Here is a 21317-nt window from a genome sequence, read left to right on the forward strand (position 1 = left end):
GGTTCCTCCCGAGGGACCGGGCCGTCGTTCGTCGGGAGGGGATCACCGCGGCGCCGGGGAGGACTACCGGGAACCGGAACGCCCCGCCCCCGTGTGAGGGGCGGGGCGTTGCGGCGTCAACGGGTCAGGATCCGGCGCGGTGGTGCAGCCACAGCACCCCGAGCGGCGGGAGGGTGAGTGTCGCGCTCCCGCGAGCGTCGGTCGTGACCGTGCCGAAGTTACCCTGGCCCGAGCCGCCGAACGCTTCGGCGTCGCTGTTGAGCACCTCCGACCACGACCCGGATTCGGGCAGGTCGAGGGGGAAGTCGGTGAGGGGGACACCCGAGAAGTTGCAGACGACCGCGACCGTGTTGCCGTGGTGGTCGCGGCGGGCGAAGGCGAGGACGTTGGGGTTCCACGCGGGCGCACCCAGCCGGGAGAACGCCGCTCCGTCGTGATCACGCGACCACAGCGCCGCCTGGTCCTTGTACACGCGGTTGAGCTCGCCGACGAAGTCGTGCAGCTGGCGGTGCGCCGGCTGGTCGAGCATCCACCAGTCGAGGCTGCGCGATTCGGACCATTCCGACATCTGGCCGAACTCCTGGCCCATGAACAGCAGCTGCTTGCCCGGGTGCCCCCACATGTACGCCAGGAACGCGCGCATGTTCGCCAGCTTCTGCCAGTGGTCTCCCGGCATCCGCCCGAAGAGGCTGCCCTTGCCGTGCACGACCTCGTCGTGGCTGATGGGCAGGATGAAGTTCTCGCTGAAGGCGTAGACGAACGAGAACGACAGCTCGCCCTCGTGGTGCGAGCGGTACATCGGGTCGCGCCCGATGTACTGCAGCGAGTCGTTCATCCACCCCATGTTCCACTTGAAGCCGAAGCCGAGGCCCGCGTGCGAGGTCGGGGCGGTGACGCCGGGGAAGCTCGTGGACTCCTCGGCGATGAGCGCGATGCCCGGGTAGCGCTTGTAGGAGGTCGCGTTGACCTCCTGCAGGAAGCGGATCGCCTCGAGGTTCTCGCGTCCGCCGAACTGGTTCGGCGCCCACTCGCCGTCGTTGCGGGAGTAGTCGAGGTAGAGCATGGATGCCACGGCATCCACGCGCAGACCGTCGACGTGGAACTCCTCGAACCAGTACAGCGCGTTCGCGACGAGGAAGTTGCGCACCTCGTTGCGGCCGTAGTCGAAGATGAGCGTGCCCCAGTCCTTGTGCTCGCCGCGGCGGGGGTCGGGGTGCTCGTACAGCGCCTCGCCGTCGAAGCGGGCGAGCGCGAAGTCGTCTTTGGGGAAGTGCCCGGGGACCCAGTCCATGATGACGCCGATGCCGGCCTGGTGGAGCCGGTCGATGAGGTAGCGCAGATCGTCGGGGGAGCCGAACCGGCTCGTGGGGGCGTAGTAGCCCGATACCTGGTAGCCCCACGAGCCGCCGAACGGGTGCTCCGCGAGGGGGAGGAACTCGACGTGGGTGAAGCCCTGAGCGCCGACGTATTCGATGATCTCGTCGGCCGCGTCGCGGTACGACAGACCCTGCTTCCACGAACCGAGGTGCAGCTCGTAGATCGACATCGGGCGATCGATCGGCGCGGTGCGGGAGCGTTCGTCGATCCAGGCGTCGTCGGCCCAGGCATACTCCGAGTCGGTGACGACGGATGCCGTCGCGGGCGGCACCTCCGCCAGGCGGGCCATCGGGTCGGCCTTCTGGATCCACTGGCCCGCGCGGGTGAGGATCTCGAACTTGTAGCGGGTGCCGGCCCCGATCCCCGGGACGAAGAGCTCCCAGACGCCGCTCCCGCCCATCGAGCGCATCGCGCTGCCCGAGCCGTCCCAGCCGTTGAAGTCGCCGATCACGCGCAGGGCGCGCGCGTCGGGTGCCCAGACGGTGAACGCCGTGCCCGACGACCCGTCGAGATCGCGCACATGCGCTCCGAGCACGCGCCAGAGCTCTTCGTGGCGCCCCTCCGTGATGAGGTGCAGGTCGAGCTCGCCGATCGACGGAACGTGGCGGTAGCCGTCGTCGGCCACGTGCTCGGACCCGTCGTACGACGCGCGCACGATGTAGGCGCCGGGATGGGCCTCGACGGCCGCCTCCCAGATGCCGCCGCGAACGTGCGTCAGCGGAACCGACGTGCCGTCGGCGAGCTCGGCGACGACGGTCGCCGCGAGGGGACGCCGCGAACGGATGACCCATCCGTCGCCGGTCTGGTGCACGCCCAGCACGCTGTGCGGGTCGTGGTGGGCGCCGTGGGCGACGGCATCCAGGATTTCGGGGGAGAGGGAGGTCATCGGTTCTCCTTGACGTGCAGGATGTGCACGGGCTCGCTGAAGGCGTCGAGGCGGACGAAGTTGTGGTCGGCCCAGGTCCAGACTTGGCCGGTCACGAGGTCTTCGACGTCGTACGACGCGCCGGGTTCGACGCCGAACACGGTCGTGTCGAGGTGGACGGTGGTCTCACGGGCGGAGTGCGGGTCGACGTTGGCGACCACGATCACCGTGTCGGAGGCGCCCGTGGGGCTGAGGGCCGCATCGAGGTGCTTGGAGTACACGAGGATCGCGTCGTCGTCGCTCCAGTGCACCTCGAGGTTGCGCAGCTGCCGGAGGGCGGGATGGGCGCGGCGCGCGGCGTTGAGCATGCGCAGGTAGGGGGCGAGCGAATCGCCCGCCGCCTCGGCACCCGCCCAGTCGCGGAACTTGTACTCGTACTTCTCGTTGTCGATGTTCTCTTCGGATCCCGGCCGCGCGATGTTCTCGAAGAGCTCGTACCCGGCGTAGACGCCGTAGGTGGGGGCAGCCGTCGCGGCGATCGCGGCGCGGATCTTGTACGCCGGGCGCCCGCCGAACTGCAGGTACTCCGTGAGGATGTCGGGGGTGTTGACGAAGAGATTGGGACGCAGGAAGTCGGCGGTGTCGTGCGCGAGGCCGCCGAGGAACTCCTCGAGCTCCTCCTTCGTGTTGCGCCAGGTGAAGTAGGTGTAGCTCTGCTGGAAACCGGCCATCGCCAGGCCCTGCAGCGGAGCCGGGCGGGTGAAGGCCTCGGCCAGGAAGACGGCGTCGGGCTCCTCCGCGCTCACCGTGGCGATGAGCCACTCCCAGAACTGCAGCGGCTTGGTGTGCGGGTTGTCGACGCGGAAGATGGTGACGCCCTGCGCGATCCAGTGACGCACGATGCGCAGCACCTCGGCGCGGATGCCCTCGGGGTCGTTGTCGAAGTTGACCGGATAGATGTCCTGGTACTTCTTCGGCGGGTTCTCGGCGAACGCGATCGACCCGTCGGGCAGCGTCGTGAACCACTCGGGGTGCTCGGCGACCCACGGGTGGTCGGGGGAGGCCTGCAGCGCGAGGTCGAGCGCCACCTCGATGCCGTTCTCGCGCGCGGCGGCGACGAAGGCGCGGAAGTCGTCGAGCGTGCCGAGGTCGGGGTGCACGGTGTCGTGCCCGCCCTCCGCGGCACCGATCGCCCACGGGGAACCCGGGTCGCCCGGCTGCGTGACCAGCGTGTTGTTCGGCCCCTTGCGGTTGGTCACCCCGATGGGGTGGATCGGCGGGAGATAGAGGACGTCGAAGCCCATGTCGGCGACGCCGGGGAGGCGGTGGACCGCGGTGCGGAACGTCCCACTGACGACGGTCCCGCCGTCGCCGCGCGTGGCACCCTCGGACCGCGGGAAGAACTCGTACCAGGCGCCGACGCCGGCGCGCTCGCGCTCGACCAGCAGTTCGGCATCCTTGCCGACGGAGACCAGACCCATCATCGGCCGCGCCTCGAACAAGGCGGCGATCTCGGGATCGCGCACGATCTGCAGCGCGGTGTCGTCGTGCACCTCCGGATCGCGCAGGGCCCGGGCGGCGTCGTAGAGGCGGTCCTTGTCGCTGCCGGGGCGCTTCTTCTCGCCACGCGCGCGGTCGAACAGCTGGGCGCCCATCTCGCGCATGAGCGCGGCGTCGACGCCCGCGGCGATCTTGAGGTCGGCCGCGTGCTCCCACGTGGCGAAGTCGTCGGCGAACGACTCGAACCGGAACCGCCACACGCCCTGCTCGAGAGGGGCGACGAGCACCGACCAGCGGTCGAATCCGTCGTTGAGGGGACTCAGACGGTGCAGCGACTCGTCGCCGGAGGGCGAGAACAGGCGCACCTGCACTCCGATGCGGTCGTGCCCCTCGCGGAACGCCGTGACGGTGAAGGGCACGGCTTCGCCGACGAACGCCGACGGACGGAATCGTCCACCCGGAACGCTGGGGTGCGGCAGCGCCATCGGGATGCGCGGCGTGACGACGCTGCGCGCGGTGGGCGTCGGCTTGACCGGACGCACGGGAATCGAGGCGGCGCTGCGCCAGGGCAGCTCGGGCGAAGGAGTCGTCGTGGTGGCCACGGTCCGAACCTACCGCGGGCCACCGACGTTGCCGCATCGTTTCGCGCGGCCTTGACAGCGTGCGCCGGTTACTCGATGCGGAACAGCAGCATCGACGCGCCCGTCACGGCGACGGCATCGCCCGGGGCGAACCGCGCCTCGGCGGTGTCGGGGGCGTCGTCGGCGCTGGACCACAGTGCGACGTAGGCGATGTCGGGCTCGCCGTCGATCTGCGGCAGCACGATCTCGATGTCCTTCTCGGTGCCGTGCACCACCAGAAGCACGCGGTTCGGCTCCTCGTCTTCGGGGGTCGAGGTCGCGAGGTACTGCAGCGTGCGGTGGGCGGGGTCGTTCCACCGCTCGCTCGACATCGTCTCGCCGCGCTCGTCGAACCACTCCATGACGGATGCCGAGGGGATCCGCTCTCCGAGCCGGGCGAAGCGCCGCGGGCGCAGGGCCGGATTCTCCCGTCGCACCTGGAGCAGACGCTGCGTGTGGGCGAACAGGTCGCGCTGCCACGGCGCGAGGTCCCACGACAGCCAGGTCAGGGCGGAGTCGTGGCAGTAGGCGTTGTTGTTGCCGCGCTGCGTCCGTCCCATCTCGTCTCCGGCCGTGATCATGGGTACGCCGGCCGACAAGAGCAGGGTGCCCATCAGATTGCGCATGGCCTTGCGCCGCGTGGCGAGCACGCGCTCGTCGTCCGTGCGACCTTCGGCGCCGTGGTTGAACGAGCGGTTGGTGTCGGCGCCGTCACGGTTCTGCTCGCCGTTGCCGAGGTTGTGCTTGACGTCGTACGACACCAGGTCGCGCAGGGTGAAGCCGTCGTGGGCCGTGACGAAGTTGACGCTCGCGAGCGGCCCGCGCTCCTCGCTGAACGTGTTCGACGAGCCCGCGAGCCGTGTGGCGAATCCGCCGACGCCGACCGGGGCGGTGTCGGCCCGGCGCGCGTAGTCGATGTCGCTGAGCCAGAAGTTGCGCACGCGGTCGCGGTAGCGGTCGTTCCACTCGAGCCATCCCGGGCCGAAGTTGCCCGTCTGCCACCCGCCCATGCCGACGTCCCACGGCTCGGCGATGAGCTTCGTGCCCGCCAGCCGCTCGTCGTCGCGGATGGCCGTGAGCAGCGGGTGATCGGGAGTGAAGGAGTGCTGCGCGTCGCGACCCAGCGTCACGGCGAGATCGAAGCGGAACCCGTCGATCTGCACGTCTTCCGCCCAGTAGCGCAGGGAGTCCAGCACGAGCCGGGCCGCGGCATCCGTCGAGGTGTTCACCGCGTTGCCGCAGCCGGTCTCGTCGATGTAGACGCCCTCGGCGGTCTGGCGGTAGTAGGCGCGGTTGTCGATACCGCGCAGGCTCGTGCGGGGTCCGCCGATGCCCTCCTCGGCGGTGTGGTTGTAGACGACGTCGAGCAGCACCTCGAGTCCGGCCTCGTGCAGCAGCTTGACCATGCCCTTGAACTCGCGCAGCACCGCGTCGGGGCCCTCGGCACGGCTGGCGGCCGTCGCGTACGGCGCGTGCGGGGTGAAGAAGTTCAGAGAGTTGTAACCCCAGTAGTTCGTCAGGCCCAGCTGCAGCAGGCGCGGCTCGGTGGCGAAGGCGTGCACGGGCAGCAGCTCGACGCTGGTGACACCGAGCGAGAGCAGGTGATCGATCATGGCGGGATGCGCGAGTCCCGCGTAGGTGCCGTGCAGGGCGGGAGGGATGAAGGGATGCCGCTTCGTCAGGCCCTTCACGTGTCCCTCGTAGATCACGGTGCGGTCCATCGGCACCCGGGGCTTCGCCGAGGAGCCCCAATCGAACGACCCGTCGACGACGACCGAGCGCCAGTCGCCGAAGCTGCCAGAGACGAGACCGCGCGAGTACGGCTCGATGAGCAGCGACTGCGGGTTGAAGGTGTGTCCCGGTCCGTGCGGTCCGCCGACGCGGATGGCATACCGCGCGCCCGGTCGAAGCAGCGGCGTCGACGCCTCGAAGACACCGCCGCCCACGGGGGTCATCGTGATGGTCTCGGTGGCCCAGTCGAGGTCGACGTCGTCGAAGACGAGCAGCTGCATCGCGTCGGCGGCTCCCGACCACACGCGCAGGGTTCCGCCGTCGGGACCGAGGCGCACGCCGAGGTCGTCGAGGGTGGGACTCAGCAGCCCCGGGCGGGCGGGGAGGCGGGCGGGCAGGACAGTCTCGGGTCGGACCATGCGTCTTAGGGTAGTGAAGACGGACGGCGGAACCGGGAGGGTGGCGGATGCGGGTCTACCTCGATCACGCAGCGACGACGCCTCTTCGCGCAGAAGCGCGGGAGGCCTGGCTCGCCGCACACGAGGTGCTCGGCAACCCCTCGTCGATCCACGGCGCCGGTCAGGACGCGCGTCGCCTTCTCGAAGACGCGCGTGACGGCCTCGCCGAGATCCTCGGATGCCAGAGCATCGAGGTGGTGCTCACCTCGGGCGGCACGGAGGCAGCCAACCTCGCTCTGAAGGGCCTCTGGTGGGCGCGCGCGCACGGTACCCGCGCGGTGGTGCTGCCCGATGGCGAGCATCACGCGACCCTCGACGTCGTCGGATGGCTCTCCTCGACGCAGGACGCCGACGTCCGCGCCGTGCCGTTGGACTCCCTCGGGCGCATCGCCCCCGACGCCTTCGCCGACGCCCTGCCGGGCGCTGCTCTGGCGACCGCCCTCGTGGCCAACAACGAGGTTGGAACGATCCAGGATGCCGCCGGCCTGGCCGCCGCGGCATCCGCCGCCGGAGTCCCCCTGCACCTCGACGCGGTGTCGGCGCTCGGGCAGGTGCCGGTCGACTTCGCGGCCTTGCGCGGGCCCGGTTCGGCCGGCGGGGGACTGGTCGCGCTGTCGGTCTCGGCGCACAAGGTCGGGGGGCCCGTCGGCGTGGGGGCCGCCGTCGTCTCGCGGCACGCCGCGCCGACCCCGCTCCTGCACGGCGGAGGTCAGCAGCGAGGGCTCCGCGCGGGCACGCAGGACGTCGCGGGTGCGGCGGCCTTCGCCGCCGCCGCGCGGGCGGCCGAGGCGGAACGCGAGAGCGAGAGCGTGCGTCTCGCGGCTCTGCGCGACCGCCTGGTGCGCGGCATCCGCGACGCCATCCCCGCCGCGCGCCTCCTGGGAGACCCCGCGAACCGGCTGCCCGGCAACGCGCACGTGCTCTTCCCGGATGCCGCTGGTGAGACGCTGCTGTTCCTGCTCGACATGGCGGGGGTCGCGGTATCGACAGGGTCGGCCTGCCAGGCCGGGGTGGCGGAGCCGTCGCACGTGGTCCTCGCCCTCGGCCTCGACGACCGCGCGGCGCGCTCCGTGCTGCGTTTCACCCTCGGACACACCTCCACGCTCGACGACGTCGAGGCCGTGCTCGCCCGGCTTCCCGACGCCTACGCGCGGGCCGTGGCATCCGGCGCCCGGTCGGGGTCGGGCGCATCGAGCGCCCGCTCAGCGGGGCGTTCGTAGACTGGGACCATGCGAGTTCTGGCGGCGATGAGCGGTGGCGTCGACTCCGCGGTGGCCGCGGCCCGCGCGGTGGAGGCCGGTCACGACGTGGTCGGCGTGCACCTCGCGCTCTCGCGGGCCGGGGGAACGCTCCGGGCGGGCAGCCGCGGCTGCTGCACGATCGAGGACGCGATGGACGCGCGTCGCGCCGCCGACAAGCTCGGGATGCCGTTCTACGTCTGGGACTTCTCGGAGCGCTTCCGCGACGACGTGATCGACGACTTCGTGGCGGAGTACCGCGCGGGGCGCACCCCCAATCCCTGCATGCGATGCAACGAGAAGATTAAGTTCGCCGCCCTCCTCGAGAGGGCGATCGAACTCGGCTTCGACGCGGTCTGCACCGGCCACTACGCCACGCTCGTCGACACGCCCGAGGGGCGCGAGCTGCATCGGGCCTCGGATGCCGCGAAGGATCAGTCGTACGTGCTCGGCGTGCTGACGGCCGAGCAGCTCGCGCACACGTACTTCCCGCTCGGATCGACCCCCTCGAAGGCGGTCGTGCGGGCGGAGGCCGAGGTGCGGGGACTCACCGTCGCGCACAAGCCCGACAGCCACGACATCTGCTTCATCCCCGACGGTGACACGCGCGGCTGGCTCGCCGACAAGGTCGGCGCCGAGCGCGGCGACATCCTCGACCGCACGGGTGCCGTCGTGGGCACGCACGAGGGCGCGCACGCCTTCACCGTGGGGCAGCGGCGCGGGCTGCAGCTGGGGGTCCCGGCATCCGACGGCAAGCCGCGCTTCGTGCTCGAGGTGCGTCCCGTGAACAACACGGTCGTCGTCGGGCCGAAGGAGGCCCTGGCCTGCAGCGAGATCGCGGGGGAGCGCTTCACGTGGGCGGGTCGAGCGCCATCGGCGACGACGTTCGCGTGCCACGTGCAGATCCGCGCCCACGCCGACCCCGTGCCCGCCGAGGCCGTGCTGGCCGAGGGCGTGCTGACGGTGCGACCCGAGACGCCGTTCGACGGTGTCGCGCCGGGGCAGACCGCCGTGCTGTACGACGGGACGCGCGTGATCGGCCAGTTCACGATCGACCGGACGGTGTCGGCGGTTCCGGTCGAGGTCTGATCTCCGCGGGCGACGCTTCTGCGCGTGTCGACGGGTGTCGGTCCGCGCGGAGCGGGGGTTCCCGCAGCCGGGGGCGCCCCCGCTCATGACGCGCGGATCCGCCGGGGGCAAGTCCGCGGGCGATGTCGGAGCCCCTCCCTAAGCTGGATGCCGTGACTGAGCTCCCCGATCTCTCCCTCGACGCGGCGCGAGAAGAATGGACCGATCTGGCCCAGCGCGTGCTCGACGCGCGCGACGCGTACTACGGGCGCGACGCCGAACTCGTCGACGACGCCACGTACGACGGGTGGATGCATCGGCTCGAGGCGCTGGAGCGCCGCTATCCCGAGTTGCAGGGGCAGGACAGCCCGACGCAGTCCGTCGGCGCGGCCGAGGCGACCGATCTCGTGACGATCGAACACGCCGAGCGCATGCTGAGCCTCGACAACGTGTTCTCGCCCGACGAACTGCGCGACTGGGCGGTGAAGACGCAGGCCTCGGCCGCGCGGCCGGTGCAGTGGTTGAGCGAACTGAAGATTGACGGTCTCGCGATCAACTTGCGCTATGAGAACGGGGTCCTGACGTCGGCGGCGACCCGCGGCGACGGTCGTGTCGGCGAGATCGTGACCGACAACGCGCTGCGGGTGGCGGGAATCCCTCGCGAGCTGTCGGGCGAGGGGCATCCGCCCCTCGTCGAGGTGCGCGGCGAGGTGTTCATCCCCGTCGCCGCCTTCGAGAACCTCAACCGACTGCAGGGGGAGTACCGCGAGCGAGCGATCGCCGAAGCGCGCGAGCGCTCCGCGGGACGACGTGGGGGGCGGGCGTTCGACGAAGAGAAGGCCGAGCTGGCGGCCGCGCGTCGATTCCCGGCCTTCGCCAACCCGCGCAACGCGGCGAGCGGCGGCTTGCGGCAGCAGATCGAGAAGAAGACCGGTCTCGAACTCGAAGCGGGGCTCGCCCGTATCGCGTCCCTCGCCCTGTACGTCCACGGCATCGGTGCATGGCCCGACCCGCCGGTGGCGGCGCAGAGCGAGATCTACGACCTGCTGAAGGGGTGGGGACTGCCGACCTCGCCGTACAGCCGGGTCGAGACCTCGATCGAGGGAGTGCTCGAGTTCGTCGCGCACCACGGTGAGCACCGCCACGACGTGGAGCACGAGATCGACGGCGTCGTCGTCAAGGTCGACGAGTTGGCCCTCCACGACGAGCTCGGCGCCACGAGCCGCGCCCCGCGCTGGGCCATCGCGTACAAGTACCCGCCCGAGCAGGTCAACACGAAGCTGCTCGACATCGTCGTGTCGGTGGGCCGCACCGGTCGCGCGACCCCGTTCGCCGTGATGGAGCCCGCGAAGGTGGCCGGCAGCGTCGTCCGGCAGGCGACGCTCCACAATCAGGACGTCGTGAAGGTCAAGGGCGTGCTCATCGGCGACACGGTCGTGCTGCGCAAGGCGGGCGACGTCATCCCCGAGGTTCTCGGTCCCGTCGTCGAGCTGCGCGACGGCAGCGAGCGGGCCTTCGTCATGCCCGCCGACTGCCCCGAGTGCGGCACGCCGCTGCGCCCGGCGAAAGAGGGCGACATCGACCTGCGGTGCCCGAACGCGCGATCGTGCCCCGCGCAGGTGCGCGGCCGCGTCGAGCACATCGGCTCGCGCGGTGCCCTCGACATCGAGGCGCTCGGCGAGGTCACGGCCGCCGCCCTCACGCAGCCCGAGGTCCCCGAGCACCCGCCCCTCGACACCGAAGCCGGGCTGTTCGCCCTCACCATCGACGAGCTGGTGCCCATCGAGGTCGTCGTCCGCGACTCCGAGACGGGCGAGCGCAAGGTCGACCCCGACACGGGCGAGCTCGTGCGGCGTGCCCCGTTCCAGAAGCTCGGACCAGCCACCTACCCCCCGGGTACCGAAGACCTCGATCCCGCGGAGCGCCGGCGACGCGGCATCCGGAAGGACTTCCGCGAGGTGCGGCCCTCGGAGCAGGCGACCAAGCTGGTGGCCGAGCTCGAGAAGGCCAAGACGAAAGACCTGTGGCGCCTGCTCGTCTCGCTGAACATCCGTCACGTGGGTCCGGTCGCCGCGCGGGCGCTCGCGCAGTGGTTCGGATCGCTGGATGCCATCCGGGCGGCCTCGCGCGAGGAGCTCGCGGCCGTCGAGGGGGTCGGGGGGATCATCGCCGACGCGGTGATCGACTGGTTCGAGGTGGACTGGCATCGCGAGATCGTGGAACGCTGGCAGGCCGCCGGCGTGCGCTTCGCGATCCCCGGTCACCCGGGGCCCGGCGCTGCGGCCGCTGCGGGAGGCGTCCTCGCCGGACTCACGGTCGTCGCGACCGGTTCGCTCGACGGCTACACGCGCGAGGGAGCCCAGGAGGCGATCATCTCGGCCGGCGGCAAGGCCGCGTCGAGCGTGTCGAAGAAGACCGACTTCGTCGCGGCCGGCCCGGGTGCCGGCTCGAAGCTCGCGAAGGCCGAGGACCTGGGGCTGCGCATCCTGGATGCGGCGCAGTTCAAGATCCTCGTCGAACAGGGACCCGCGGCGCTCGACGGTGCGGAGGCCGGCGATACGGAGTCGGGCGACGGCCCGCCCGCCGGCGCTCCGACCAAGAGCGGCGAGGGGGAGGCCGCGCCGACCGCGTGACGCGCGTCGGGCGGGGCCCCTCGCCTCAGGCGGTCGGGCGAGTCGCCGCCCGGCGGCGTGAGCAGGCCGCTCACCCGCCTACCGGACCAGCGATCTCGTCCGGACCCTCCCGGCACTCGTAAGGTCAGCCGGCGCAGGCCGTGCCCGCCTGCGTGAAGCTCTCCTGCAGGGCGGTGACCTGGTCGCCCAGTCCGCTGGCCGTGCTGGGGTCGGCCATGACCCCCTCGAGGAACGTGACGTACTCGTCGAGGGTCTGGCTGGCGTTCTGCGCGGCCGGGGCGATGTCTCCATTCGTGATCTGCGAGAAGTCGCTCTGCACCTTGCTCGCGAGTTCCTTGAAGCGGGTGACGGCCGCCTGCGGATCCGACGTGCTGATCTCGCTGCTGGCCGTGGTCACGTCGTTGAACGACGAGATGATGATCTGGCACGCCTCCTGCGCGGACTGCTCACCGGTCGCAGCGGACGAGGCCTCGGTCGACGCGGGGGCCGGGCTCGACGATGCGGGACTCGGGGAGGCGGACTCCGCGGCCGCACCCGCGGCATCCGACGATCCCCCTCCGGAGCACCCCGCCAGGAGCAGAGCGGTTGCGGCGACGGCGGCGAAAGATGCGCGCTTGATGATCATGTGATTCCCCCCAAAGGTCACGGTCGGGCCCGGGATCGGGCCTTCGCCTCACGGTAGCGGGGTCGTGCCGGACGGTGCGGTTTCCGCCCACCCCTTGCGCGGTGCCGGTCGGGTCCTTCTTGAGACGACCTGTCATGAAGTCGACGAAGAGAGAGCGACGTCGTCCGCACGACGCCGCCTCGTGGTGCGGGTGCGCGCCGCGGGCGGGGGCGAGGTGAGCGCGATTCAGTCCGCGAGCAACTGCTCCCGCACCTGGCGGCGCAGGACTTTGCCGATGAGCGAGCGCGGCAGGTCGTCGACGACGATGATGCGACGGGGCACCTTGTACGGCGTCAGGATGCCACGCGCGAACGCCCGGACCGCTTCGACGTCGAGCTCGCCGGCCACGGTCGGCACGACGGCCGCGACGACCTCCTCGCCGGAGTGCTCGCTCGGCAGACCCACGACGGCGACGTCGGCGACACCGGGGTGCTGTCGCAGCACGTTCTCGACCTCGGTGGGGGCGACGTTGAAGCCGCCCGTGATGATGAGCTCCTTGATGCGGTCGACGATGCGGACGAAGCCGTCCTCGTCGATCGTGACGATGTCGCCGGTGCGGAACCAGCCGTCGACGAACACCGCCTCGGTCTCCTCGGGCTTGCCGTAATAGCCGGAGAACACCTGGGGTCCGCGCACGACGAGCTCGCCGCGCTCGACATCGGTGCGGGGGTCGTCGGGGTCGACGACGCGGCATTCGGTACCGGGCAGCGGCAGGCCGACCGTTCCGGCGACGCGGTTGTCGGCAACGGGGTTCGCCATCAGGACGGGGGAGCACTCGCTCAGGCCGTACCCCTCGACGAGGTAGCCGCCGGTGGCCTTCTCGAACGGGACGACGAGGTCGTGCGGCAGAGCCATGGCGCCCGAGATCGCGACGTCGGTTCCTTCGAGGGAGACGCCTTGGGCCTCGGCCGCGGCGAGCAGCCGCTCCGCGATGGGGGGAACGAGGGGCAGGAACGTCGCCGGGTGCTTCTTGGTCACCGCGAGCACGAGATCGGCGTCGAATTTCGGGAACAGCACGAGCCGCGCGCCCATCGACATCGCGAAGGTGAGGCAGAGCGTGAGGCCGTAGGCGTGGAACATCGGCAGCACCGCGTAGACGACGCACCCCTCGCCGCGCACGATCTGCGGAACCCATGCCCGCGCCTGCGCGGCGTTGGCCAGCAGATTGGCATGGGTGAGCATGGCGCCCTTGGGAGTGCCGGTGGTGCCGCTGGTGTACTGGATGATCGCGAGGTCCGAGGCGACGGGACGCGGATGCGAGGCGGCGAGCGGGGCGTGCCGCACGACGTCGTCCCACTGCACCGCGCCCTTGGTGGGGGCGTGCAGGGCGGCACGGGACTCGCGGGCTTTCGCGACGGGCAGACGCAGAGCGAGCCGCGTCGTCCACGGCATCGCGCGGGTCACGTCGACGGAGATGAGGGTGGTCAGGCGCAGGTCGGCGGGGAACTCCTGCACGGTCGGGACGACCTTGCTCCACACGATCGCGTGCTTCGCCCCGTGGTCCTCGAACTGCTTGCGCAGCTCGCGAGGGGTGTAGAGCGGGTTGTGCTCGACGACGACCGCCCCGAGACGCAGCACCGCATAGAACGCCACGATGTGCTGGGGGCAGTTGGGCAGCACGAGGGCCACCGGATCGCCCGCGCGCACGCCGTGTGCGGAGAGGGCCGCGGCGGCGCGAGAGATCTGCTCCGACATCTCGCCGTAGGTGGTCTCGCGTCCGAAGAACTGCAGGGCCGGGGCATCGGGGTAGTCGCGGGTGGACGCGTCGACGATGTCGAGGAGCGAGCCCGTCTGGGGCTCCAGATCCTCGGGCACCCCCGCGGCATAGCTCGAGGTCCAGGGGCGCGGCGGATCGAAGCTCGTCACCCGGCCAGCCTAGGACGGTGCTCCGGTCAGGGCCAGGCGACGCGCGACGGGGAGGAGACCGTGTGCGAACTAGACTCGGGGGGTGTCTGAAATCACTCCTGATCTCGTGCGCCATCTCGGTGTGCTCGCCCGGATCCAGTTGAACGACGAGGAGGTCCAGAGCCTCACCGGCCAGCTGGATGCCATCGTCGACAACATCGCGAAGGTGTCCGAGGTGGCGACGCCCGACGTGGCGGCCACGAGCCACCCGATCCCGCTCGAGAACGTCTTCCGCCCCGACGTCGTGCAGCAGCAGCTGACGCGTGAGCAGGTGCTGCAGAACGCACCCGACCAGGCCGACGGACGATTCCGCGTGACCGCGATCCTGGGAGAAGAGCAGTGACCGATCTCACCCGCCTCACCGCCGCCGACCTGGCCGCCAAGCTCGCCTCGTCCGAGGTGTCGAGCGTCGAGGCGACCCAGGCGCACCTCGATCGCATCGCCGCCGTCGACGGCGACGTGCACGCGTTCCTCCACGTGAACGATCGCGCCCTCGAGGTCGCGGCCGACATCGACCGCCGCCGCGCCGCGGGCGAGAAGCTGCACGAGCTCGCCGGCGTCCCGCTCGCGGTGAAAGACGTGCTCGTCACCACCGACATGCCCTCCACGAGCGGATCGAAGATCCTCGAGGGGTACATGTCGCCCTACGACGCCACGGTCGTCGCGCGCTCGCGTGCTGCCGGCCTCGTGCCGCTGGGCAAGACCAACATGGACGAGTTCGCGATGGGCTCCTCGACCGAGTTCTCCGCCTACGGCCCGACCCGCAACCCCTGGGACCTCGACCGCATCCCCGGTGGCTCCGGTGGCGGGTCGGCCGCGGCCGTCGCCGCCTTCGAGGCACCGCTGGCCCTCGGCTCCGACACGGGTGGCTCGATCCGTCAGCCCGCCCACGTCACCGGCACGGTGGGCGTCAAGCCCACGTACGGCGGGGTCAGCCGCTACGGCGCGATCGCCCTGGCATCCAGCCTCGACCAGGTCGGTCCCGTCACCCGCACGGTGCTCGACGCCGGCCTGCTGCACGACGTGATCGGCGGGCACGACGCGAACGATTCCACCTCGCTCTCCGACGCGTGGCCCTCGTTCGCCGCCGCCGCCCGCGAAGGGGCGACCGGCGAGGTCCTCAAGGGTCTCAAGGTCGGTGTCATCCGCGAGCTCGACGACCGCGGCTTCCAGAAGGGCGTGTCGGACTCCTTCCGCGCCTCGCTGGCGGCCATGCAGGCGCGCGGTGCCGAGATCGTCGAGATCAGCGCCCCGCACTTCGAGTACGGTGTCGCCGCGTACTACCTGATCCTGCCCGCCGAGGCGTCGAGCAACCTGGCCAAGTTCGACTCGGTGCGCTTCGGCCTCCGGGTCACTCCGCAGGGCACCCCGACGGTCGAGAACGTCATGGCCGCGACGCGCGACGCCGGCTTCGGCCCCGAGGTCAAGCGCCGCATCATCCTCGGCACCTACGCCCTGTCGGCCGGGTACTACGACGCCTACTACGGCAGCGCCCAGAAGGTGCGCACGCTCATCCAGCAGGACTTCGACACCGCCTTCGCGCACGTCGACGTCATCGCCACGCCGTCGGCACCGACCACCGCGTTCCGACTCGGCGAGAAGATCGACGACCCGCTGCAGATGTACCTCAACGACGTCACGACGATCCCCGCGAACCTCGCGGGCGTCCCGGGCATCTCGATCCCGAGCGGCCTCGCCGAGGAGGACGGCCTGCCGGTCGGCATCCAGTTCCTCGCCCCCGCCCGCGAGGATGCCCGGCTCTACCGGGTCGGCGCGGCCCTCGAAACGGTGCTGATCGACCAGTGGGGCGGTCCGCTGCTCGACAAGGCGCCCTCTCTCACGAACGGAGCGTCGCTCTAATGGCCAAAGATGCACTCATGGACTTCGACGAGGCGCTCGAGATGTTCGAGCCCGTCCTCGGTTTCGAGGTGCACGTCGAGCTGAACACCGCCACCAAGATGTTCTCCGCGGCGCCCAACCCCGCCAACGAGGCGAACCACGCCGCAGAACCCAACACCCTCGTCGCGCCGGTCGATATGGGGCTGCCGGGCGCCCTCCCGGTGGTCAACGCCGAGGCGATCCGTTCCTCGATCAGCCTGGGCCTCGCCCTCGGCTGCTCCATCGCGCCGTCCAGCCGTTTCGCGCGGAAGAACTACTTCTACCCCGACCTCGGCAAGAACTATCAGATCTCGCAGTACGACGAGCCGATCGCCTTCGAGGGTTCGGTCGAGGTCGAGCTCGAGGACGGCACGATCGTGACTGTCCCGATCGAGCGCGCGCACATGGAAGAAGACGCCGGCAAGCTCACCCACATGGGTGGGGCGACCGGTCGCATCCAGGGTGCGGAGTACTCGCTCGTCGACTACAACCGCGCCGGCGTTCCTCTCGTCGAGATCGTGACCAAGCCGATCTTCGGTGCGGAGCACTCCGCCCCCGCGCTCGCGAAGGCGTACGTCGCGACGATCCGCGACATCGTGCGCGGCCTCGGAATCTCCGAGGCCAAGCTCGAGCGCGGAAACCTCCGCTGTGACGCGAACGTCTCGCTGCGTCCCCGTGGCCAGGAGAAGCTCGGTACCCGCACCGAGACCAAGAACGTCAACTCGATGCGTTCGGTCGAACGCGCGGTGCGGTACGAGATCCAGCGTCAGGCCGCGATCCTCGCGAAGGGCGGCACCATCACGCAGGAGACGCGGCACTGGCACGAAGACACCGGGCGCACCTCGCCGGGTCGTCCGAAGTCGGATGCCGACGACTACCGCTACTTCCCCGAGCCCGATCTGCTCCCGGTCGTCCCCGCGCCCGAACTGATCGAGGAGTTGCGCGCCGCGCTCCCCGAGCCGCCGGCCGCGCGCCGTCGCCGGCTGAAGTCCGAGTGGGGCTTCACCGACCTGGAGTTCCAGGACGTCGCCAACGGCGGACTGCTCGACGCGGTCGCCGACACGATCGCCGCCGGGGCCGCGCCCGCCTCCGCCCGCAAGTGGTGGACGGGTGAGATCACCCGCGTCGCCAACACGCAGGAGCGCGACGCCGCCGACCTCGTCTCGCCCGAGAACGTGGCCGCGCTGCAGAAGCTGGTGGATGCCGGGACGCTGACCGACAAGCTCGCGCGCCAGGTGCTCGAGGGCGTCATCGCCGGTGAGGGCACCCCGCAGGAGGTCGTCGACGCCCGTGGTCTCGCCGTCGTCTCGGACGACGGAGCGCTCATCGCCGCGATCGACGACGCGCTGGCCGCCCAGCCCGACGTGCTCGCGAAGATCCGCGACGGCAAGGTCCAGGCCGCCGGCGCCGTCATCGGCGCGGTCATGAAGGCCATGAAGGGGCAGGCCGACGCCGCCCGCGTGCGTGAGCTCGTGCTGGAGCGCGCCGCCGCGCAGTAGTCGACACCGGATGCCACGACCCCGGCGGTTCCGCGCCGCCGGGGTCGTGGCATCCGTCGTATCCGGCCGGTTCCTCCGACCGTCGGGCGAAGCGCGGCGGGCGGTGCGCGTGGTGAGCGATGTGCGCAGGCTCCGTCGGGTTCGCGCGGTTCCGGCCGAGGTTGTGCGCATCGCGGAGGTTGTGCGCGGGGTGGCGTCGCGGGCGGGCGGTGCGCGAGGTGAGCGAGGCGCGCAGGCTCCGTCGGGTTCGCGGGGTTCCGGCGGAGGTTGTGCGCATCGCGGAGGTTGTGCGCGGGGTGGCGTCGCGGGCGGGCTCGATGTCGGAGGTCCGGGGGAGAATGGATGCCATGGGACGCGGAGACGGCACGGGGCGCATCGTCTCGCGCCCCGACGCCGACGACACCGGGACCGGCATCCTGCATGTCGACATGGACGCGTTCTTCGCCTCGGTCGCCGTACTCGACGACCCCTCGCTCGCCGGCAAGCCCCTGATCATCGGCGGGTCCGAGGGGCGCGGTGTCGTCTCGAGTGCCTCGTACGAGGCGCGCCGTTACGGCGTGAAGTCCGCGATGCCGGTGGCGATCGCGCTGCGCCTGTGTCCCACGGCGATCGTGGTCAATCCGCCGTACCACCGGTACACCGAGATGTCGCGTCAGGTCATGGCGATCTTCCACGACGTCACGCCGCTGGTCGAGCCCCTGTCGATCGACGAGGCGTTCCTCGACGTGCGAGGCGCGCGGCGCCTGTGGGGGAGTCCCGGGACGATCGCCCGCGATCTCCGCGCCCGGGTCAAGGCCGAGACGGGTCTCACCTGCAGCATCGGCGTCGCCGCCACCAAGCACGTCGCGAAGATGGCATCCACGATCTCCAAGCCCGACGGGCTGCTCATCGTGGCCGCGACCGACACCGAGAGGTTCCTGCGGCCCCGGTCGGTGCGCGCGCTGTGGGGCGTCGGGCCGAAGGCGGCGGAGGCGCTGGAGTCGCGTGGCATCCGCCTCATCTCCGACATCCTCGACACCCCGCGCCACGCTCTCGATCAGGTCCTGGGGGCGGCGATGGGGGAGCGCATCTGGCATCTGTCGCGGGGGATCGATGCGCGCGAGGTCCATACCGGCCGCTCCGAGAAGAGCGTCGGCCACGAGGAGACGTTCCATACCGACATCTCCGACACGCGCACCCTGCACGTGGAGCTCCGGCGTCTCGCCGACCGGGTCGGCGCGCGCCTGCGTGCGCAGCAGTACGAGGCGTCGACGATCTCGATCAAGGTGCGTTTCTCCGACTTCACCACGCTCAGCCGCTCGCGCACCCTGACCGAGCCGACCTCCGTCGGCCAGCGCATCGGGGATGCCGCGATCGAACTGTTCGACTCGATCGATCGGCGGCAGGCGGTGCGGCTCGTGGGAGTTCGCGGCGAGAAGCTCAAGCCTGCCGCGATGGCCGCGACGCTCTGGGACGACGACGCGGAATGGCGTCGCGTGGAGGGTGCCCTCGACGGGGCGGCCGCACGCTTCGGTCGCGGGGCCGTGACGCGGGGCTCGCTGCTGGGGCCCTCTCGCGGGGGAGGCGCGCTGCCGGCCAACCCGCGCCCGTCGTACGACCACTGACACGCTCGTCCGACGCGCGCAACGCCCCTGCGGCGCGGCCGCGCGGGCGGCTACGGTGGGCTCATGCCCAACATCGCATTGGAACTCGGCAAGCAGGCCACCAGCTTCGGCGTCACCTCCGCGTACGGGGAGCAGCAGGACGTCGACGGTGTGCGCATCGTCCCCGTCGCGCTCACCTGGGCCGGCTACGGCGGCGGCTCGGACGAGCAGGGCAACGGCGGAGGTGGCGGAGGCGGCTACACCCTCCCGCTCGGGGCCTACATCCGCCGCGGCGACGACCTCCGGTTCGACCCCAACCTCGTCTCTCTGCTCGCCGTCGGCATCCCGTTCGTGTGGGTCGCCGGTCGCGCGCTCAGCCGTGTCATCCGCGCCCTCAAGAAGTAACGCGGACCCGGTCGACCAGGCCCTCGTCGCGGCGGTCGCCGCGGTGACGGCGCGTATCGTCGCGGTCGGCGCATCGAACCCCGCGGTGGTCATCGACGGGCGCAGCGGGGCGGGCAAGAGTTCGCTCGCGCGGCGACTCGTCTCGGCGTGGCCCGGGCGCGGTCGGGTGCAGCTCGTCGCTCTCGACGACGTCTACCCGGGATGGGACGGCCTCGCCGAGGGAGTGCAGTACGCCCGCGAGACGATCCTGCTGCCGCACGCCCGAGGACTCCTCGGGGTGTGGCAGCGCTGGGACTGGGAGGCCGGGACGCGCGCCGAGGCGTACGCGGTGGACCCCTCGCTGCCGCTGGTCGTCGAGGGAGCGGGAATCCTCACACCGGAGGTGGCGCGGCTCGTCGACGTGTCGGTCTGGGTCGAAGCGCCGACGCCCTCGCGCCGGCACCGCGCACTTTCGCGCGACGGCGACACGTACCGCCCGCACTGGCAGCGGTGGGCGCTCCAGGAGGACGCCCACCTCGAGGAGCACAGCCCCGCCGAACGCGCTGACGTGCGCGTGCGCATCCCCTGATCCCGCGCCGACACCGGCGCCCGACGTGCATCGGCGCCTAGCTCGGCACCGGCACCGACAGCGGCTCAGGGACGTTCGAGAGCGGCGATGAGTCCGTCGAGGCGGTAGCCGATCCAGTCGTACACCCCGAAGCGCGGATCATCGGGCTGATGGTGGTCCTCGTCGTGGATGCCGAGTCTCGTGGCGAGCACGAGGCGCACCGCCGACAGCGTGCGCATCCACGCGAGGGCTTCGCCTTCGCCCAGGGCGACGGCGATGGTCGCGTCCGGATCGCCCGCGGGCGTCGGTTCGCCGCCGTCGGCCCCCAGCGTCTGCAGCACGGTCGCGGCATCCTGCGAACGCCGCTCGATCAGATCGCCCCCCGTGAGCCTGCGGAACTCGCGGCTGGCGGCCTCGTCGTCGGGATACGCGTCGGGCATGAGCCGGGCCACGGCCGGGTCGTCGTCGGTGCGGGAGTCGGCGAGAAGGTCGCGGAACTGCCCGACGATCCCGGCGAGGTGGAGGGCTTCGAGACCGCTGATCTCGAGGACGACGATCCGCTCGCTCACGAGGGGTCCTTCCTGACGGTGGCCCAGAGGCCGAAATCGTGCATGGCCTGCGTGTGGGCCTCCATGACCTCGCGCGGGCCGCGCGCGACCACGGCGTGCCCGTCGTGGTGCACGGCCATCATGAGGCGGTGGGCGGTCGCGGCGTCGAAGCCGAAGTACGTGCGGAACACGTGGGACACGTAGCTCATGAGGTTGACGGGGTCGTTCCAGACGACCGTCTGCCAGGAGGACGGCGGTTGCGCGTCGAGGCTTCGTTCGTGATCGACGTCGAGGTCGGGAGAGGCGGTGCGCGCCATCATGCCCACCCGAATTCGTGCAGGCGGTCGTCGTCGATGCCGTAGAAGTGCGCGATCTCGTGCACGAGCGTGGTGTGGATCTCGTCGCGCAGTTCGTCCTCGTCGGCGCAGGCGGCGAGGTGCGACTCGCGGTAGAGGATGATGCGGTCGGGCAGTTCTCCGACGCCGTACCGGTCGCGCTCGGTGAGCGCCCACCCGTCGTAGAGCCCCAGCAGGTCGAGCGAGCCGTCCTCGGGGCGGTCCTCGACGACGAACACGACGTTGTCGAGGCCTTCGACCATGTCGTCCGGAAGCCGGTCGAGCTCGTCGACGACGAGCTGCTCGAACGCGTCGGGCGTCATGACCATCGCGGGACGCGCATCGACGTCGTCGTTCACGTGGCCTCCCGGGGGTCGAAGCGGTGGGCGGATGCCGCATCCGCGCGGGCAGCGTCCACCCGACGATTCTACGGGCGCGGGGGAGCCGGCATCCGGAAACACAG

At 71.1% G+C, this 21317-nt stretch carries 17 protein-coding genes; 9 read left to right on the forward strand and 8 right to left on the reverse strand.

Annotated features, from left to right (window positions below; translation table 11 throughout):
* Positions 1 to 124: 124 nt before the first annotated feature.
* From glgB to glgX, 3 genes are all read right to left on the reverse strand, one after another.
* Entirely contained in the window at positions 125 to 2263 is a 2139-nt protein-coding gene (gene glgB, locus Q0818_RS05365; protein WP_298872374.1) for a 1,4-alpha-glucan branching protein GlgB, read from the reverse strand.
* The gene (locus Q0818_RS05370; RefSeq protein ID WP_298873140.1) at positions 2260 to 4227 is read right to left on the reverse strand and encodes an alpha-1,4-glucan--maltose-1-phosphate maltosyltransferase; all 1968 of its coding nucleotides are present in this window, start codon (positions 4225 to 4227) and stop codon (positions 2260 to 2262) included. The genes glgB and Q0818_RS05370 overlap by 4 nt, the downstream gene beginning before the upstream one ends.
* Before the next feature lie 185 nt (positions 4228 to 4412).
* Positions 4413 to 6512: a glycogen debranching protein GlgX gene (glgX, locus tag Q0818_RS05375; protein WP_298872375.1), complete on the reverse strand. Its 2100-nt coding sequence runs from the start codon at positions 6510 to 6512 to the stop codon at positions 4413 to 4415.
* A gap of 47 nt (positions 6513 to 6559) precedes the next feature.
* Here glgX and Q0818_RS05380 point away from each other — a divergent pair, with 47 nt between their 5' ends.
* From Q0818_RS05380 to ligA, 3 genes are all read left to right on the forward strand, one after another.
* Complete coding sequence (locus Q0818_RS05380; RefSeq protein WP_298872377.1) at positions 6560 to 7771, forward strand: cysteine desulfurase family protein; 1212 nt, start codon at positions 6560 to 6562, stop codon at positions 7769 to 7771.
* 9 nt (positions 7772 to 7780) lie between these two features.
* Positions 7781 to 8878, forward strand: coding sequence for a tRNA 2-thiouridine(34) synthase MnmA (mnmA, locus tag Q0818_RS05385; RefSeq protein ID WP_298872380.1), 1098 nt, complete (start codon positions 7781 to 7783; stop codon positions 8876 to 8878).
* Positions 8879 to 9030: 152 nt separating this feature from the next.
* Positions 9031 to 11490 carry an NAD-dependent DNA ligase LigA gene (gene ligA, locus Q0818_RS05390; protein WP_298872382.1) on the forward strand — a complete coding sequence of 820 codons (2460 nt, stop codon included), beginning with the start codon at positions 9031 to 9033 and terminating at the stop codon, positions 11488 to 11490.
* A 124-nt stretch (positions 11491 to 11614) separates the two neighbouring features.
* On the opposite strand, the gene Q0818_RS05395 is transcribed toward ligA, so the two are convergent.
* Positions 11615 to 12115: a hypothetical protein gene (locus Q0818_RS05395; protein WP_298872384.1), complete on the reverse strand. Its 501-nt coding sequence runs from the start codon at positions 12113 to 12115 to the stop codon at positions 11615 to 11617.
* Between the two features lie 225 nt (positions 12116 to 12340).
* The gene (locus Q0818_RS05400; protein ID WP_298872386.1) at positions 12341 to 14020 is read right to left on the reverse strand and encodes a long-chain-fatty-acid--CoA ligase; all 1680 of its coding nucleotides are present in this window, start codon (positions 14018 to 14020) and stop codon (positions 12341 to 12343) included.
* Between the two features lie 82 nt (positions 14021 to 14102).
* On the opposite strand from Q0818_RS05400, the gene gatC reads away from it, so the two are divergent.
* The 6 genes from gatC to Q0818_RS05430 all read left to right on the forward strand — a co-directional run bounded on the left by gatC (position 14103) and on the right by Q0818_RS05430 (position 19992).
* On the forward strand, positions 14103 to 14402 hold the full coding sequence (gatC, locus tag Q0818_RS05405) for an Asp-tRNA(Asn)/Glu-tRNA(Gln) amidotransferase subunit GatC (protein WP_298872388.1): 300 nt from the start codon (positions 14103 to 14105) through the stop codon (positions 14400 to 14402).
* Positions 14399 to 15919, forward strand: coding sequence for an Asp-tRNA(Asn)/Glu-tRNA(Gln) amidotransferase subunit GatA (gene gatA / locus Q0818_RS05410; protein ID WP_298872390.1), 1521 nt, complete (start codon positions 14399 to 14401; stop codon positions 15917 to 15919). The genes gatC and gatA overlap by 4 nt, the downstream gene beginning before the upstream one ends.
* Entirely contained in the window at positions 15919 to 17436 is a 1518-nt protein-coding gene (gene gatB, locus Q0818_RS05415) for an Asp-tRNA(Asn)/Glu-tRNA(Gln) amidotransferase subunit GatB (RefSeq protein ID WP_298872392.1), read from the forward strand. The genes gatA and gatB overlap by 1 nt, the downstream gene beginning before the upstream one ends.
* 347 nt (positions 17437 to 17783) lie before the next feature.
* Positions 17784 to 19040, forward strand: coding sequence for a DNA polymerase IV (locus Q0818_RS05420; protein WP_298872395.1), 1257 nt, complete (start codon positions 17784 to 17786; stop codon positions 19038 to 19040).
* A 63-nt stretch (positions 19041 to 19103) separates the two neighbouring features.
* The gene (locus tag Q0818_RS05425; protein ID WP_076675934.1) at positions 19104 to 19424 is read left to right on the forward strand and encodes a hypothetical protein; all 321 of its coding nucleotides are present in this window, start codon (positions 19104 to 19106) and stop codon (positions 19422 to 19424) included.
* Entirely contained in the window at positions 19399 to 19992 is a 594-nt protein-coding gene (locus Q0818_RS05430) for a hypothetical protein (protein ID WP_298872399.1), read from the forward strand. The genes Q0818_RS05425 and Q0818_RS05430 overlap by 26 nt, the downstream gene beginning before the upstream one ends.
* Before the next feature lie 65 nt (positions 19993 to 20057).
* Here the strand turns inward: Q0818_RS05430 and Q0818_RS05435 are convergent, their stop codons facing one another.
* Genes Q0818_RS05435 through Q0818_RS05445 form a run of 3 tightly spaced genes read right to left on the reverse strand, consistent with a single transcriptional unit; the run spans position 20058 to position 21183 of the window.
* Positions 20058 to 20540, reverse strand: coding sequence for a DUF2017 family protein (locus Q0818_RS05435; RefSeq protein WP_298872402.1), 483 nt, complete (start codon positions 20538 to 20540; stop codon positions 20058 to 20060).
* Complete coding sequence (gene clpS / locus Q0818_RS05440) at positions 20537 to 20845, reverse strand: ATP-dependent Clp protease adapter ClpS (RefSeq protein WP_298872405.1); 309 nt, start codon at positions 20843 to 20845, stop codon at positions 20537 to 20539. Before clpS ends, Q0818_RS05435 begins: the two co-directional genes overlap by 4 nt.
* On the reverse strand, positions 20836 to 21183 hold the full coding sequence (locus Q0818_RS05445) for a metallopeptidase family protein (RefSeq protein ID WP_298873142.1): 348 nt from the start codon (positions 21181 to 21183) through the stop codon (positions 20836 to 20838). Before Q0818_RS05445 ends, clpS begins: the two co-directional genes overlap by 10 nt.
* Positions 21184 to 21317: the final 134 nt, after the last annotated feature.

This window comes from uncultured Microbacterium sp. (assembly GCF_947489255.1).
Classification (GTDB): domain Bacteria; phylum Actinomycetota; class Actinomycetes; order Actinomycetales; family Microbacteriaceae; genus Microbacterium; species Microbacterium phycohabitans.